Consider the following 15,147-nt stretch of genomic DNA (forward strand, 5'->3'; position numbering starts at 1 on the left):
TTGGCGGCCGGGACCGTCCGGGCGGTGGATACGGCAGCTGCGGGGGTTCGGGGGCGGTTGGCGGTGAGGGCGGTGCGGTGGCGGTTGGCGGCCGGGCCAGTCCGGGCGGTGGATACGGCAGCCGTGGCGGTTCGGTGGCGGTTGGTGGTCGGGCCAGTCCGGGCGGTGGATACGGCAGCCGTGGCCGTTCGGTGGCGGTTGGCGGCCGGGACCGTCCGGGCGGTGGATACGGCAGCTGCGGGGGTTCGGTGGCGGTTGGTGGTCGGGCCGGTCCGGGCGGTGGATACAGCAGCTCTAGGGTGTGGTGGCGATTGGCGGCCTGGGCGGTGCGGTCGGAGCCGGTGGGCGGGCGGGCGGGCGGAAGAAGGCTAGCGACGACGGTTGCGATACCAGTGCTACGGCCCCGGCCTGCTCGGCCACCGATGCGGCGAGCGCCAGCCAGGCGAGCGCCAGCCAGGCGAGCGCCAGCCAGGTGAGCACAGCTGGGCGGGCATTAGCCAGGCGAGCGCTGGACCGGACAGCATCTGCACTGCCGGACCGGCGCGCCACGCGGCGACGATAGGCGGCGCCGCTGTCGTGATGTGCGCCCCCGGTAGCCGGACCAGACCGCCGCGGCCGCGGGCAACGGCATGGTGACCGGCCCGCCGCGGATCCCGGTCTGGTGACTGGTCAGTGGGCCTCCGGGTCGGGGCCGTTGGCCGCTCGGCCGCCGTCGACCGGGAGGACCGCGCCGTTGATGAAGCCGGCGGCCGGGGAAAGCAGGAAGGCGACGGCGGCCGCCACCTCGCCGGGTGTGCCGACCCGGCCCAGCGGGTGCAGTGCGGCCATCTGGGCGTCGGCTTCGGGGTGTTCGGCGCGGTAACGCTCGTACCGGGCGGTGGTGATCGAGCCGAGCGCGACCGCGTTGGCGCGGATGCCGTCGGGGCCGTGGTCGACGGCGACCGCCCGGGTCAGGCCCTCGATCGCGGCCTTCGCCGTGGCGTAGGCGAGCGCGCCGCGAACCGGGCGCTGCGCCTGGTGCGACGAGACGTTGACGATCGCGCCCGGACGGCCGTGGGCGCGGAAGTGATTGACGGCGGTGTGGCAGCCGGTCACCGCGAGGGCCAGGTTCGTGGTGATCAGGTCGAGGATGCGGGGGACCGGATCGGACGCCAGCCCGGCGTCGTGGAAGACGGCCGCGTTGTTGACCCAGCCGGACAGCGGGCCGGTGGCCTCGGCGGTGACGGCCGCCTGCCGTGCCGCCGCCGGGTCGGTGGCGTCGCCGGATACCAGCGTGACCCGGTCGTGCCGCCAGTCGAGCCGGTCGGCGACGTCCAGGACGACCACGTGACCGTCGGTGGCCAGGCGTTCGGCGACGGCCCGGCCGACGCCCTGAGCCGCCCCGGTCACCACGAAGGAGAAGGACATGTCGCCATCCTGCCGTGGGAGGACGCACCGGCCGGATCCGGCGTCAGGCATCGGTGGCGCGGAGATCGTCACCCGGGAGAGTTACACCGACCAACGAGATTTTGTACGCGTAAAGGACCGCAAGTGACGCAAAGTCCGTTTCTCTATACCGTATTGTCGGGATCATGTGTTTCTAGAATGTTTCGTGGCCGATTTTCGCTGCGAGTGCCTCGTCGAGATGCTTAGTATTAGGACAAATCGGACCCCATTCACGAAAGGTACTTGGGTCAAAATGAAGCACTTCTCTCGTAAGGCCTTCGCCGTCGCCGCTCTCGCCGCCGGTGCCCTGATGCTCGCTCCGGCCGCGGCTTACGCGGGCGGCCCCGGCGGCGGTCCGGGCTTCGACATCGACCAGGACACCAAGTGCGTCGGTCACGCCGACACCCAGAACGCGCTGGTCGGCCTGCAGAACGTCGACATCCAGGCGCTGAGCGGTCTCGGTGTTCTGGGCCACGGCACCGCCAACCAGAACGACATCTTCTCTTGCGCCCCGAGCATCTTCTGAGCAAGTGACACTGTCACTGGCTGGGTGAAATAAGCGGTACGGCCCCCACCGGACGGTGGGGGCCGTTTCGTGTTTCCGGCCGGGCGCGAAGGCGAGGGTGACCACCGCATCAGCCCGGCGGGCGCGTCGCGGCCGGAATGGGGCAGACGCTCGCGTGGAACCGACGGGACGGGGTGAATGCGGCGGGGCTGCGCACGCCGTACCGGAAAAGGTCTTGAGCCGGAGCCGTGTGAACCGTTTGCGGGGTTCGATCCGATGATGGGTTGTGACGAGTACGCGCGGGCCCGGCCCGACGGACGCCGAGTTGCTGACCCGTGTCGCGGGCGGCGACCGTAGCGCGTTCGAGGCGTTCTACCGGCGCCACGCGGCGTGGCTGGTGCTGCGCCTGCGCTACCGCTGTCTCGACGACACCCTCGTCGACGACGTGGTGCAGGAGACCTTCCTTGCCGTGTGGCGGGGAACGGCCAAGTACCGGGATCCGGACGGCGACGTGGCCGGATGGCTGTGGCGAATCGGTTCCCGCCGGCTGATCGACTCACTGCGGGGGCACGGGGCCCGGCAGCGGTTGACCGGCCTGCTGGCCCGGCGGCGGTCCGCCGAGGAACCCTCCGCCGAGGAACAGGTGCTGGTCGGTGTGGAGCACGGCGACCTCGGTGGCGCGCTCGCCCGGCTCTCCCCGGAACTGCGCGCGGTGGTGCAGGCGACCGTCCTGGACGGGCTCACCACCGCGGAGGCCGCCGTGCTGCTCGGCATTCCCGCGGGCACCGTCAAGACCAGAGCCATGCGAGCCCGCCGGCAGCTGCGTCAGGAGCTGGCGTGATCGACGAGGGGAGGCCGGCCATGGAGTCGTGGCATTTGCCGGACGAGGACCTACGACGGTACGGGGAACGGACCCTGGCGCCACCCGTCCTCTGGTCGGTCGAGGCGCACCTGACGGCGTGCGCGGACTGCCGGGACCGGCTCGCCGCCGGGCAACCGGGCCTGGCGCGGGACGGCTGGGCGAGGCTGGACGCCGAACTGGACGCTCCCGTCCCCGGGGTGGTCGAACGCCTGCTGACCCGGGCCGGGGTGGCCGAGCACACCGCCCGGCTGCTCGCCGCGACACCGGTGCTGCGACTGTCCTGGCTGGCCGCCGTGGTGTCGACGCTGGCGCTCACGGCGGTGCTGGCCGCCGTCCTGCATCCGGTGGTCTTCCTGGCGGCGGCGCCGCTGCTGCCGGTCTGCGGGGTGGCGCTGTCGTTCGGCCCGCGCGCCGACCCGACGTACGAGATCGCCGTGGTCGCCCCGATGCACACGTTCCGGCTGCTTCTGCTGCGCTGCGTGGCCGTGCTGTCGGCCACCACGGCGCTGAGCGCGGTGGCGAGTCTCGCGCTGCCCGACGTCGGCCTGGCCGCCCTCGGCTGGTTTCTGCCCGCGCTGACACTGACGCTGCTCACTCTCGCGCTGACCGCCCGGCTCGGCCCGGTCCTCGCCGCCGCCGGCGTGGCCCTCGGCTGGATCGCGGTGGTGGCGGCCACCCGGGGCGCCGGCGCGGGAGGCTCGGCCGTCTTCGTCCCGGCCGGTCAGCTCGCGTCGGCGGTCGCCGCCGTGCTGGCCGCCGTCATACTCGCCCGGATCCACCGGGCGTTCGAATCCCCCAGGAGGTTCCGGTGACCGTCGCCGCGGCCACGTCCGTGGTCCAAGCGTCCGGCCTGACCCTGCGGTACGGCCGCACCGCCGCACTGACCGATGTGTCCTTCACGCTGTACGACGGCGTGACCGGCCTGCTCGGCCCGAACGGCGCGGGCAAGACGACACTGCTGCGGATCGTCGCGACCGCGCTCCCACCCGATCGGGGCACGCTCAGCGTGCTGGGCGCCGACCCGCGCACCCCGGCCGGCCGGCTCGCCGTGCGCCGCCGGCTCGGCTACCTGCCGCAGGATCCCGGCTTCCATCCGGGTTTCACCGCGTTCGAGTTCGTCGACTACGTGGCGATCCTCAAGGAGCTGACCGACCGTCGCGCCCGCCATCAGGAGGTGCGCCGGGTGCTGGACGCGGTCGGGCTGGCCGGTCAGCGCGGCCGGCGGATCAGGGCGCTGTCCGGCGGGATGCGGCAGCGGGTGGCGCTGGCCGCGGCGCTGGTCGGCGACCCGGACCTGCTCGTGCTCGACGAACCGACCGTGGGCCTCGACCCCGAGCAGCGGCTGCGGTTCCGGGAGGTGATCGCCGAGCTGGGTGAGGGCCGCTCGGTGCTGCTGTCCACCCACCAGACCGAGGAGGTGATGGCCCTCTGCCAGCGGGTGGTGGTGCTGGACGGGGGCACGGTCCGGTTCGAGGGCACCCCGGCCGAACTCGCCGCGCACGCCCGTGGTCGGGTGTGGACCAGCGGAGCCCGGGTGCGCGGGGCGCTCGCGTCGTGGCGGGCCGGTGACGGGCGCTACCGCAACGTCGGCGACCCACCGGCCGATGCCGAACTGCTCGAACCCACCGTCGAGGACGGCTATCTGCTGCTCATCGACGGGCCGGCCGACGAGGAGACCGGGCTGGTTCACGAGGAGACCGGGCCGGCTCTCGGGGAGACCGGGCGATGACCGCCGCGCTGGCCGAACGGCCGACCGCCCCCGCGCCGCTGCCGGGTGATCCACGCCGGGCCATGCTGGCCCTCGCCCGGGTCGAGGCGGTACGGCTGCCGCGCCATCCGGCGGTGATCGCCGGACTGCTGCTGTTCGCCGCCCCGGAGATCTACCGGTGGCTGACCGGACAGGCCAACCGGTTCCCGGTCCTGCAGGACGAGGACTGGTCGACGCAGTTCCTCGCCCTGCTGGTGCTGGGCGGCGGCGTGCTGATCGCAGCCAACCTCGCGGCGTTGCGCGCCGACCGGCACGCCACCACCGGGCTGTACGACACCCTCGTGCTGACACCTCCGTGGCGCACCGGCGCCTTCCTGCTGGCCGTGCTGCCGTTCGCCGTCCTGGTCGCGGCGCTGATCGCCGTCCGGATCGCGCTGCTGGCCCTGCTGCCCGGCGCGGCCGGCCGTCCCGATCCCGCCGAGCTGGCCGTGCATCCCGCGGTGGTGCTGCTGTTCGGCGCGGCCGGGGTGCTGCTGGCGCGGCTGGTCCGTACCGTGATCGTGGCGCCCCTGCTCCTGCTGGCCGCGGCCGTCGCCGTCTACGCCGCCGCGCTGCCGTCGCTGCCGGGCCGGGTGCGCTGGCTGCTCCCGGTGGCGCTGGAACAGCCGCCGATGCCGGTGCCGGTCGCGCTGGCGTCCCGGCCGTCCGGCTGGCACCTGGCGTACGTCGCCGGTCTGATCGCCCTGGTGGCGATGGCCGCGCTCGCCGCCGCCGGTGCCCGCGGCCGCCGCCTCGTGGTGGCCGGTGCGGCCGCCCTGGCCGTCGCCGCCGGCGCCGGAGCGGCCCAGTTCCGGCCGGTCAGCGACGCCGTCCGGGACGCCCGGGTCACCGCCGCCGAACGCCCGGCCGAGATGCAGGGCTGCCGCTCGATCGGCGCGGTCACCTACTGTGCGTTCGGCGATTTCCGGTCCTGGACCGGTGACTGGGACACGGTGGTGCGCGGGGTGCTCCGCGGGGTGCCGGCCGAGGTGGCCGGCCGGCCGCTCGTCGTCCGGCAACGGGTGTCCACCGAGGACCGGATGGTCGACGGGCAGGTGGTGACCGCCGAGGAGCAGGTCGCCGCGGCGGCGGAGTGGCAGCGGATCGAGCCCGGCGCGGTGACGGTGGGCACACGGTGGGGCGACGGCCGATCCGAGATGGCGCTGGCCGGCCTGGTCGCGTACCGGGTCGTCAGCGGTGAGGCGGCGCCCGCGCACATCCCGGTCTGCGGCGCCCGCGGGGTGCTGGTCGCCTGGCTGGCCGGGCAGGCGACCCCGGAGACGGCCGCCGGCCTGCGGGCCGTCGACGCCACCAGCTGGGGCGGCGTGCCGTTCGGCGACATGCGGTTCCCGGTGGGGTTCTCGGTGCCGGACCGCGAGATGGCGGCGGCATCGGCGCTGCTGCGGCGCCCGCCCGGGGAGGTCGCCGCGACGGTCGCGCGTTCCTGGGCCGAACTGACCGCCGCGGGCACCTCCGCCGACCGGGCCGGTGACCTGCTCGGCGTCGCCGTCCCGCCGCTGCCGCCGGTCGAGGAGCGGACCCGGTGCGACGGATGAGCGTACGGGTCCTGCCCCTGCTGGTGCTCCCGGCCGCGCGGGCCACACCGTGGACGGCGTTCCTGGCCGCGGCCGGCGTGGGGCTGGCGATCGTCGCGGTGCCCGCCGCCTTCCGGGTGGAACTGGGCGTCGACGACCTCGTGGGCCTGCTGCGCGCCGCCGCGGTCTGCGGTGCGCTCGGCCTGGCGTTCCTCCTGGACGATCCGGCCGCGCGCACCATCGCGACGGTGCCGGCCCCGCGCCCGATCCGGTACGCCGCCCGGGCCGGCGTGATCATCCCGGCCGCGGTGGCGTGGTGGGCTGTGATCCTCGCGGTCACCGGGGCCGGCGCCGGCGCGGCCCTCCCGCTGGGCGGCGTCACGGTGGAGGCGGCCGCGCTCGCGTGTGTGGCGCTGGCGGTGGGCGCCGTCCGCCTGCGGTCCAGCGACGCCGGCGGCATCGTGGCGGCTCCGGCCGTACTGGTTTTGGTGGTCGCGGCGAGCCGGATCCCGCCGGATCTGGCCCTCTACGTGCCGCCCGGTGACGACCGCTGGGCCGCCGCCCACGACCGCTGGGCCGTCCTGCTCGCGGCCGCCGTCGCGGTCGCGGTGTGGGCCGTCCGGGAGCCGACCCGGCGCCGGCCGGCCATCACGGCAGGCCGCCGGTAGCCCCCGACGGCCAGCGCGGGCGCACACCGCGCCCCGGCGCCGCCGGCACCCGCTGCCGGCCGGAGTCCGGGCATCATGAAGGCGGGCCCGCTCCGGGCGGAGGCACGGAGCGGGCGTACGCGCTACCCGTTCAGCTTGTCCCGCCAGGCGAGGAAGTCGCGCAGGTCGGTGAGGTCGGGCTGCGGGCCCCCGGTGTGGACGGTGAAGAGGCGGGCGCCGAGCTCGTACATCTCGTCGCGGTTGTCGGCGTTGCCCATGACGGAGACCTCGATCTCGGCGGGGTCGCGGCCGACGTCGGCGCAGTGCTGCCGGAGGATGCCCAGCTTGCGCTCCAACGTCGAAGGGTCGGAGAAGCTGTGCCAGATGTCGGCGTGCTTGGCCGTCAGGCGCAGGGTCTTCTTCTCGCCGCCGCCACCGATCAGGACGGGGATGTCGCGGGTGGGCGGCGGATTCAAACGAGACCAGCGGGACTCGATGCGGGGCAGCGCCTCGGCGAGGTCGTCGAGGCGGCTTCCGGCGGTGCCGAACTCGTAGCCGTACTCGGTGTAGTCGCGTTCGAACCAGCCCGAGCCGATGCCGAGGATGAGCCGGCCGTCGGAGATGTGGTCGACGGTGCGGGCCATGTCGGCGAGCAGTTCGGGGTTGCGGTAGCTGTTGCAGGCGACGAGCGCGCCGATCTCCACCCGGTCGGTGGACTCGGCCCAGGCGGCGAGCATGGTCCAGCACTCGAAGTGCAGACCGTCCGGCTCGCCGCTGAGCGGGTAGAAGTGGTCCCAGTTGAACAGGACGTCCAGGCCCAGGTCCTCGGCCTCGGAGGCGGTACGGCGAATGGTGGCGTAGTCCATGTGTTGCGGCTGCAGCTGCAGCCCGATGCGAACCGGCCTATCGATCATGTGACCGAGCCTACGTGGGCCGGCCGCCGATGGTGGTGAACCCGGCCGGGCCCGCCGCCGGCCGGGTGACGGGCCGGGTCAGCAGTGGGACAGGCTGAAGTTGAAGAGGGTGTCGACGTCGCCTTCGGTGGTGTTCATCGACATCGTGCTGAGGCCGGTCGAGGTTCCCGGGTCGATGCGCAGCTCGGTGTTGACGTTGAGGACGCTCTGCGAACCGCATTCCGCGTAGGTGAGCACGGGCGCGACGTCCCAGGTGGTCCAGAGACCGTTCAGCGGCCCGGCGAAGGTGGCGTCCTTGCGGTGGGTCGCGGAGGAACCCTGCCAGTAGTAGCTGGTGCGCTGGAGGGCGGTCGCGCCGGACCGGAGGCTGGCCCTGCCGCGGTAGTTGGCGGAGGCGATCGCGATGGTCCAGCCGTCGGGGATGGTCACCAGGACGCCGAGCTGGCAGTTCTTGCGGCGGTCGACCAGGGCGGCGCCGTCGCCGGCCTCGGCCACGAAGTCCCGGTACCTGACCCGGAATCCGGTGTCGTCGCCGTTGCTCACGACCGTGGCGGTGCCGGGCGCGCAGCCCGAGCCGCTGGTGGCGATCACCTCCACGGTGATCGCGGCCGCGGCCGCGGCGTGGGCGGGCGTGCCGAGGGGAAGCGCGAGAGCGGTGGCCAGCACGGCCGCCATCACGCGATTGCTGTTCTTCATGAACTTCCTCCGGGGGAACGGGGCATGCTTTCTGGAACCATTCCAGAACGACGGTCATCGCGTCCGCGACCACCGTAGTGGTCGCCCTCAGGCATTTACAAGGATGAATTGCTAATGATTTCGGCAAGGGTGTAAACCGCCTATAGGGGCGAAATTTCGGGTGCTTTGTGCTGTTTGTGAGCTTCGGAAATCATCTCACAACGATTGACTTCCATTGATTTTCATCAATAGCTTCAGCTCGATCCGTTCCCGATCCCGAAGGGGATGAAAAATGAAAAGGTTGTTAACCCGCGGTTGTGCGGTGCTGGCGCTTCTGGCGTCGTCGCTGCTCGTCGCGACACCGGCGTCGGCGATCATCGTCATCGTCGATCCCCCGCCCGCCGGGGAGATGTCCATCGAGCTGGTCGCGATGGCCGGTTCGGGCTGCGCCCCCGGCACCGCCGACGTGGCGATCTCGCCGGACAACTCCGCGTTCACCGCGATCTACAGCGCCTATCTGGCGCAGGCGGGCCCGGGCGTGCCGGTCACCGAGAACCGCAAGAACTGCCAGCTCAACGTGCTGGTCCATGCGCCGGCCGGCTTCACCTTCGCGATCGCCAAGGTGGACTACCGCGGCTACGGGTACCTCCAGCCCGGCGCGATCGCGCAGCAGCGGGCCAACTACTACTTCCAGGGCATGACGGCCGGCAGCTACGCCAACCACGCGATCGCGGCGCCGCTGGACGACAACTGGATCGCCACCGACCAGGTCCCGATCGCCTCGCAGGTCTTCCGGCCCTGTGGCGAGCAGCGGAATCTCAACATCAACACCGAGCTGCGGGTCACCAAGGGCACCTCGACCGACGTCAGCTACCTGACGATGGACTCCACCGACGGCAGCATCGAGACGATCTACCACTTCTCCTGGATGCGGTGTAACAACAAGTGAATGAAAGGGTGGCGATGGCGGCACGCGCCGCCATCGCTACTCGAGGCACGTGCCGTCGAGCCGCCGGCCGATGGTGGCGAACTCGCCGGTCAGGAACGCCTCCGGGTCGGTCTGCCGGGAGCCCTCGGTGAGGGCGGCGGCGATCTCCCCGGTGGCGGCCCGCTGGGCGGGGTCCGAGCTCCGCTCGCCGGCGGTCGTCACCTGGCTCGCCATGTCGGCGAACGTCCTCTGCAACCCCGCGGCGTCGTCGTTGGCGGTGTGCTCGGCCAGCCGGACCGCGCCCTCGGTGAGGATCTTGTAGACCGTGCTGCACACGTACTTCGGCTGACCCGCCGAGGCCGACGGCACCGGGGCGATGCTGACCGGCGCGGGCAGGGATCCGGCCGGGACCTCGATCTCGATCCCGTCGCACCCGGCGGCGGCGACGGCCAGGCCCGCGATCAGGGCGGTGGTCACGGCCGTGCGGCGACGTTGCGGCACTGGATTCCCCTCCTTCGATGGCGTACGCCGGAGGATAGGCCCTGGCCAGTGCCCGCCGCGACTTTTACGGATCTCGGAAGTTAGCTCTGACGTGGCCAATATCCCCAAAATCGGAAAAATCGCGGTACGCCGTGCGACCATCACCAGCCTCGCGACGGTCCTGGTCGCGGCCGGCGGCACGGCGTTCGCGGAGATCGTCTCGTCCCGGCCGGCGGCGTCCCCCTCGTTCAACGGTCCCGTCTACGCGGTCGCCTACCACGGCGACACCGTCTACGTCGGCGGCAACTTCACCGCCGCCTCGGTCAACGGGCGCACCGAACAGCGGACCCGGCTGGCCGCCTTCGACGCGCACACCGGCGCGCTGCGGGACTGGAAACCCGCCGCCGACGCCAACGTGCGCGCACTCGCCGTCGGCGACGGGGTGGTCTACGCGGCCGGGGACTTCGACACGGTCAACGGTGAGCCGCGGGACGCGGTGGCCGGCATCGGCCAGGCGGACGGGCAGGTCACGTCGCTCCGGCACACCGTCGTGGGCCAGCCGAACGCGATCGCCGCCGGGCACGGCCGCGTCTACCTGGGCGGCCGGATCACCGCCGTGGACGGCCAGCCGCGCCGCAACCTGGCCGCCTTCACCGCCGCCGACGGGACGCTGGACGCGTGGGCGCCGACCACCGACGACACGGTCAACGCGCTCGCCGTCACCGAGGACCGGGTCTATCTGGGCGGGAGCTTCCACCGTACGAACGACGTGCGCTCGACACTGCGGCTGAGCGCCGTGGACCCGGACACCGGCGTGCTCGACCGAGGTTTCGCGCCCAAGCCGGTGTCGCAGGTGTTCGCGCTGGCCACCCACACCGACGGGGTGTACGCGGCGCTCGGCGGCCAGGGTGGGCGGGCGGTGTCGTACACCCGGGAGGGGCAGACCCGCTGGACCCGGGTGTTCGACGGCGACGCCCAGGCGATCACCCAGCTCTCCGACGTGATCTACGTGGGCGGGCACTTCGACAAGGCGTGCACCACCACCAACAACGGGGTGCGGGGCATCTGCACCGACGGTTCGGTGATCCGCGGCAAACTGGCGGCGATCGACCGGGAGGGCAATCTGCTCGAGTGGGCGCCGCAGGCCAACGGGATCGTCGGCACCCGGCAGCTGGCGGCCAGCCCCCGGCTCGCCTCGGTCAGCGCGGTCGGCGACTTCACCCAGGTGGACGGGATGAGCCGGAAACGGTACGCCGAGTTCACCGGGGTCCTGCCGCGGACCGAGAAGGCGGCCACCGACGACGTGGCGGCGTACAACTTCGACACCACCATCGCGGACGGCACCTTCGACGACGGCTCCGGGCACGGCCACCTGCTGCGGGCGGTGACGCGCAACGGCGGGGCGCCCCGGATGGTGCCGCACGACAGCGGCCAGGCGCTGGGATTCCCGGCCAAGTGCGCCGGCGAGAGCTGTCCGCGCCTGGTCCTGCAGGCCGGCGACACCGCGGATCTCAACCCCGGGACCAGATCTCTGCGGTACGGGGCGGGCGTGCTGTTGTCTCCCTCGGAGACCGGCCGGGGCGAGAACATCCTCCAGAAGGGCTACTCGAACGGCGGCGGCCAGTACAAGTTGCAGGTCGACGGCCAGTCCGGCAAGCCGAGCTGCGGCATCAGCGACAAGACCGGCACGACGGTGTACGTGGCCCGCAGCCGGACATCGGTGGCCGACGGCCGCTGGCACAGCCTGGAGTGCCGCCGCACCGGCCCCACGCTGGCGATCGTGGTCGACGACCGGCTGGAGACGGTGACCGCCGTCCCGGCCACCCTGTCGGTGGAGTCCAGCCAGCCGTTCACCGTCGGTGGCAAGGGCGTGGGCCAGAACAACGACCAGTTCCACGGCACCCTCGACGACGTGTGGGTCCAGATCGGCTAGGAGCGCTTCACGTGGGTTGTCGTGAAGCGCTCCATTTTCAGTTTTCCGCCGCGGGTTAGCTCAGCTTTCCGCCGCGGATAAGTAGAGCGTGTGCCGGTCGGAGGGCCGGCACACGCTGCTTTCCACTCACGCGCCGCCTGGGGGAGGCCCCAACGGCGGGGCTTCCGTGCCGTCCGGTCCGGGGAGAGCGGGGCGGGATCACACCGGCGAGGACGGTGCCGGCGGATCCCACGTGACCGGGCGGCGCGGAATCGAAGGTCATCGTTGCAGCGATGTTGCGGCGATGCAACAGTCTGTTTCGGCTTGTTTCAGATCCTGTTCGGCAGCCGGGTGGCGACGATCGCGCCGACCGCGAGGATCGCCGCTCCGGTGAGCACCGCGGGCACCACGCCGTCGACGAAGTCCTGGGCGCTCGCGAAGCCGCCCTGGCTGCTGAACACGGAGGAGAGCGTGGCCACCCCGGCCGCCACCCCGAACTCCCGGATCGTGTTGTTGGCGCCCGAGGCCACCCCGCGCTGCTGGTCGCCGACGCTGGCCAGGGTGACCGTGCTGATCGGCGCGAAGGTCAGGCCCATGCCGATGCCGCCCAGCACGAAGGCGCCGATGAACCGGGCGTACCCGGCGTCGGTGGTGGTGGCCAGTCCGATCCAGAGGATGCCGGCGGCCAGGAGCACCTGCCCCGCCACGATCAGGTTGCGCAGCCCGACGCGGGCGCCGAAGATGCCGGCGAGCGGGGCGACCACCATCGGGGCCGCGGTCCACGGCAGCGTCCGCAGGCCGGACTCCAGCGGGGTGAGGCCCTGCACCACCTGGAAGTACTGGGCGAGCAGGAAGACCGAGCCGAACGCGCCCGCCGAGAAGGTCAGGGTCACGACGTTGACCAGGCTGAACGAGCGGGACGTGAACAGGCTCAGCGGCAGCATGGGCGTACCGTTGCGGCTTTGCCAGAAGAGGAACCCGGCGAGAAGCGCGACGCCCGCGCTCAGCATGAGTGGCACCCGGCCGCTGGTCCACCCGCGTTCCGGACCGTCGACGATGCCCCAGATCAGCAGGAGCATGCCGCTCGCGGACAGCAGCAGGCCGAACGGGTCGAGTTTGCGGGCGCCGCCGTGGGACTCGCCGAGCACGACGGCGGCCAGCACCAGGGCGACCGCGCCGATCGGCACGTTGACCCAGAAGATCCAGTTCCAGGTGAGGCCGTCGACGACCGCGCCGCCGATGACCGGGCCGAGCGCGACGCCGAGGCCGGTGATGCCGCCCCAGATGCCGACCGCGGCGTTGCGCAACCGGTCCGGTACGGCGGCGGCCAGCAGGGTCAGCGACAGCGGCGCGATCATGGCGCCGCCGATGCCCTGCGCGGCCCGGGCGGCGGTGAGCTGCCACGGTTCGACGGAGAGCGCGGCCGCGGCCGAGGCCAGGGTGAACAGGGCGATGCCGGCCAGGTACATCCGGCGGCGGCCCAGCCGGTCGCCGAGCGCGGCCGCGGTGAGCAGGAACGCGGCGAACGGCAGGGTGTACGCGTTCACGAACCACTGGAGGTCGGAGATGGACGCGCCGAGCTCGGTGCGGATGACCGGGAGCGCGGTGCTGACGACCAGGTTGTCGAGGGCGCCCATGAAGGCCGGGATGCCGACGGCGGCGATCACCAGGCCCAGCGGGCGGGTCTTGGCTGTCGGAGCGGTGCCGAGGGTGGCGGTGGCCACGAACTTCCCCCTAGAAGTTGTTATCCACTGATAACTAAGCACGGTAAGCATCGACTGATAACCTGTCAACGTGACCCGGACCCGTCTCACCGCTCAGGAACGCCACGCCCAACTGGTGGCGGCCGCCGTCACCGCCTTCGCGCGCGGCGGCTACGCCGGCACCACCACCGACCAGGTGGCCCGCCTCGCCGGCGTCTCCCAGCCGTACGTGATCCGGATCTTCGGCTCGAAGCAGGAGCTGTTCCTGGCCACCATGTGGCACGCGTCCGACCGGGTGCAGCGGATCTGGCGCGAGGCCGCCGCCGTCGACCCCACGCTGCCCGGCCTGGGCAAGGCGTTCAAGGCGCTGCTCGCCGAGCCGGACCTGCTGGTCGTGCTGCTGCACGGGTTCACGGCCGGATCCGACCCGGGGCTCGGCGACGCGGTCCGCCAGTGCTACGGCGACATGTTCATGCTGGTCCGCGAGCTGACCGGGGCGACCGCCGAGCAGGCCCGGGACTTCTTCGCCAGCGGCATGCTGATCACCGTGCTCGGCGCGATGCGGGTGCTGGGGCCGGACGCGGTGCCGCCCCAGCCGTGGATGACCGACCTCCTAGGCACCCTGCCCTACGACCAGGAGGAGTGAGCCGTCACATGTTGTGGCGGGTGTAGGCCGGCTCCCGCCAGCCCAGCATCGCCTCGGTCATCCGGATCGCGTCGCAGTTGGCCCGCACGTCGTGCACCCGCATGATCCGGGCGCCGCGCATGATCGAGAAGACCACCGTGGCCAGCGTGCCGGCCAGCCGCTCCTGCTGCGGCCGGTCCAGCGTCTCGCCGATGAAGTCCTTGTTGCTCAGTGCCGCCAGCATCGGATAGCCGATCGCCGCGATCTCGTCCAGCCGCCGGGTCAGCTCCAGCGAGTGGTGGGTGTTCTTGTTCAGGTCGTGACCCGGATCGATGATGATCTGATCCGGGCGGACCCCGCGGGACAGCGCCAGCTCCACCTTCTCCCGCAGGAACGCGCCCACCTCGGCGGTCACGTCGTCGTACCGCGGGCTCGGGTACTCGGTCCGCGGCGCGGCCAGGCTGTGACAGATCACCAGCTGCGCGCCGGTCCCCGCCACGACGTCGGCCATCGCCGGATCACGCAGCCCGGACGTGTCGTTGACGACTCCGGCCCCCGCCCGGATCACCTCGGCGGCGACCTCGGGGCGGAACGTGTCCACCGAGACCACGGCCAGACCGCGGGCCGCCTCGACGACCGGCAGCACCCGGTCCAGCTCCTCGGCGGCGGTCACCTCCGGGCCGGGCGCGAACGGGACACCGCCGATGTCGATCCAGTCGGCGCCGTCGGCGGCCGCCGCCCGGACCGCCTCGGTGGCCTTCTCCAGCGCGAAGGTCCGGCCCCGGTCGTGGAACGAGTCCGGCGTACGGTTCACGATCGCCATCACCACGACCTGCCGGGAGAAATCGTAGGCCCGGCCGCCGATGACCCGTGTACCGCTGAGTTCGCTCACGGACGCCGACCCTAACAAAGCCGTGCGGTCGTACCAGCCGGTACGCCGTACCCATGATCAAGGGTTTTAACAGCCGGGACTTCGCGTCATTCACCACAAACGGAGACGCATCGACGGCCGTGCCCGGGGTAGTCGAGAGACGTGCGCATCACGACACCCTTCCCCCCGAAGGAGTTTCAATGACCATGTCAAGCCGCGTACGGCGTGATCGGCGGTGAGGGATGGAACTCACGGCCGTCTCGCAGCAGGGCCCAGATGACGTCGATCAGGCGGCGGGCCAGGGCGATCAAGGCTTGG

The 15,147-nt window shown here is 72.2% G+C and carries 15 protein-coding genes; 9 read left to right on the top strand and 6 right to left on the bottom strand.

Going from position 1 to position 15,147, the window contains the following annotated elements:
• Positions 1 to 669 precede the first annotated feature (669 nt).
• Positions 670 to 1,407 (bottom strand): SDR family NAD(P)-dependent oxidoreductase, encoded by a 738-nt coding sequence (locus tag J5X75_RS32985; protein WP_208471527.1) that lies wholly within the window; start codon positions 1,405 to 1,407, stop codon positions 670 to 672.
• Between the two features lie 271 nt (positions 1,408 to 1,678).
• Between J5X75_RS32985 and J5X75_RS32990 the strand changes: the two genes are divergently transcribed.
• The 6 genes from J5X75_RS32990 (at position 1,679) to J5X75_RS33015 (ending at position 6,742) form a co-directional block, all read left to right on the top strand.
• Positions 1,679 to 1,951 (top strand): hypothetical protein, encoded by a 273-nt coding sequence (locus J5X75_RS32990; protein WP_208471528.1) that lies wholly within the window; start codon positions 1,679 to 1,681, stop codon positions 1,949 to 1,951.
• 265 nt (positions 1,952 to 2,216) lie between these two features.
• Positions 2,217 to 2,771: an RNA polymerase sigma factor gene (locus tag J5X75_RS32995; RefSeq protein WP_307798411.1), complete on the top strand. Its 555-nt coding sequence runs from the start codon at positions 2,217 to 2,219 to the stop codon at positions 2,769 to 2,771.
• A gap of 20 nt (positions 2,772 to 2,791) precedes the next feature.
• Entirely contained in the window at positions 2,792 to 3,604 is an 813-nt protein-coding gene (locus tag J5X75_RS33000; protein WP_208471529.1) for a cupin domain-containing protein, read from the top strand.
• Positions 3,601 to 4,521 carry an ABC transporter ATP-binding protein gene (locus J5X75_RS33005; RefSeq protein ID WP_208471530.1) on the top strand — a complete coding sequence of 307 codons (921 nt, stop codon included), beginning with the start codon at positions 3,601 to 3,603 and terminating at the stop codon, positions 4,519 to 4,521. Before J5X75_RS33000 ends, J5X75_RS33005 begins: the two co-directional genes overlap by 4 nt.
• Positions 4,518 to 6,095, top strand: coding sequence for a hypothetical protein (locus tag J5X75_RS33010; RefSeq protein ID WP_208471531.1), 1,578 nt, complete (start codon positions 4,518 to 4,520; stop codon positions 6,093 to 6,095). The genes J5X75_RS33005 and J5X75_RS33010 overlap by 4 nt, the downstream gene beginning before the upstream one ends.
• Positions 6,092 to 6,742 carry a hypothetical protein gene (locus J5X75_RS33015; protein WP_208471532.1) on the top strand — a complete coding sequence of 217 codons (651 nt, stop codon included), beginning with the start codon at positions 6,092 to 6,094 and terminating at the stop codon, positions 6,740 to 6,742. Before J5X75_RS33010 ends, J5X75_RS33015 begins: the two co-directional genes overlap by 4 nt.
• A 122-nt stretch (positions 6,743 to 6,864) precedes the next feature.
• Here J5X75_RS33015 and J5X75_RS33020 read toward each other — a convergent pair whose 3' ends face one another.
• Both J5X75_RS33020 and J5X75_RS33025 read right to left on the bottom strand, forming a co-directional pair.
• A complete protein-coding gene (locus tag J5X75_RS33020; RefSeq protein WP_208471533.1) occupies positions 6,865 to 7,635 on the bottom strand; it encodes an LLM class F420-dependent oxidoreductase in 771 nt (256 codons plus the stop codon).
• A 78-nt stretch (positions 7,636 to 7,713) separates the two neighbouring features.
• Positions 7,714 to 8,331, bottom strand: coding sequence for a DUF4360 domain-containing protein (locus J5X75_RS33025; protein ID WP_238490367.1), 618 nt, complete (start codon positions 8,329 to 8,331; stop codon positions 7,714 to 7,716).
• 271 nt (positions 8,332 to 8,602) lie between these two features.
• On the opposite strand from J5X75_RS33025, the gene J5X75_RS33030 reads away from it, so the two are divergent.
• A complete protein-coding gene (locus J5X75_RS33030; RefSeq protein WP_183222273.1) occupies positions 8,603 to 9,259 on the top strand; it encodes a DUF4360 domain-containing protein in 657 nt (218 codons plus the stop codon).
• 36 nt (positions 9,260 to 9,295) lie between these two features.
• Here the strand turns inward: J5X75_RS33030 and J5X75_RS33035 are convergent, their stop codons facing one another.
• Complete coding sequence (locus J5X75_RS33035; RefSeq protein WP_307798413.1) at positions 9,296 to 9,739, bottom strand: hypothetical protein; 444 nt, start codon at positions 9,737 to 9,739, stop codon at positions 9,296 to 9,298.
• A gap of 91 nt (positions 9,740 to 9,830) precedes the next feature.
• On the opposite strand from J5X75_RS33035, the gene J5X75_RS33040 reads away from it, so the two are divergent.
• The gene (locus J5X75_RS33040; RefSeq protein ID WP_208471534.1) at positions 9,831 to 11,651 is read left to right on the top strand and encodes a LamG domain-containing protein; all 1,821 of its coding nucleotides are present in this window, start codon (positions 9,831 to 9,833) and stop codon (positions 11,649 to 11,651) included.
• 308 nt (positions 11,652 to 11,959) lie between these two features.
• On the opposite strand, the gene J5X75_RS33045 is transcribed toward J5X75_RS33040, so the two are convergent.
• Positions 11,960 to 13,354, bottom strand: coding sequence for an MFS transporter (locus tag J5X75_RS33045; protein ID WP_307798414.1), 1,395 nt, complete (start codon positions 13,352 to 13,354; stop codon positions 11,960 to 11,962).
• 70 nt (positions 13,355 to 13,424) lie between these two features.
• Here J5X75_RS33045 and J5X75_RS33050 point away from each other — a divergent pair, with 70 nt between their 5' ends.
• A complete protein-coding gene (locus J5X75_RS33050) occupies positions 13,425 to 13,979 on the top strand; it encodes a TetR/AcrR family transcriptional regulator (RefSeq protein WP_208471536.1) in 555 nt (184 codons plus the stop codon).
• A 4-nt stretch (positions 13,980 to 13,983) separates the two neighbouring features.
• Here J5X75_RS33050 and folP read toward each other — a convergent pair whose 3' ends face one another.
• Positions 13,984 to 14,781 (bottom strand): dihydropteroate synthase, encoded by a 798-nt coding sequence (gene folP / locus J5X75_RS33055; RefSeq protein WP_238490402.1) that lies wholly within the window; start codon positions 14,779 to 14,781, stop codon positions 13,984 to 13,986.
• Between the last annotated feature and the right edge of the window lie 366 nt (positions 14,782 to 15,147).

It is taken from the genome of Actinoplanes flavus (assembly GCF_017592555.1).
GTDB classification, from domain to species: domain Bacteria; phylum Actinomycetota; class Actinomycetes; order Mycobacteriales; family Micromonosporaceae; genus Actinoplanes; species Actinoplanes flavus.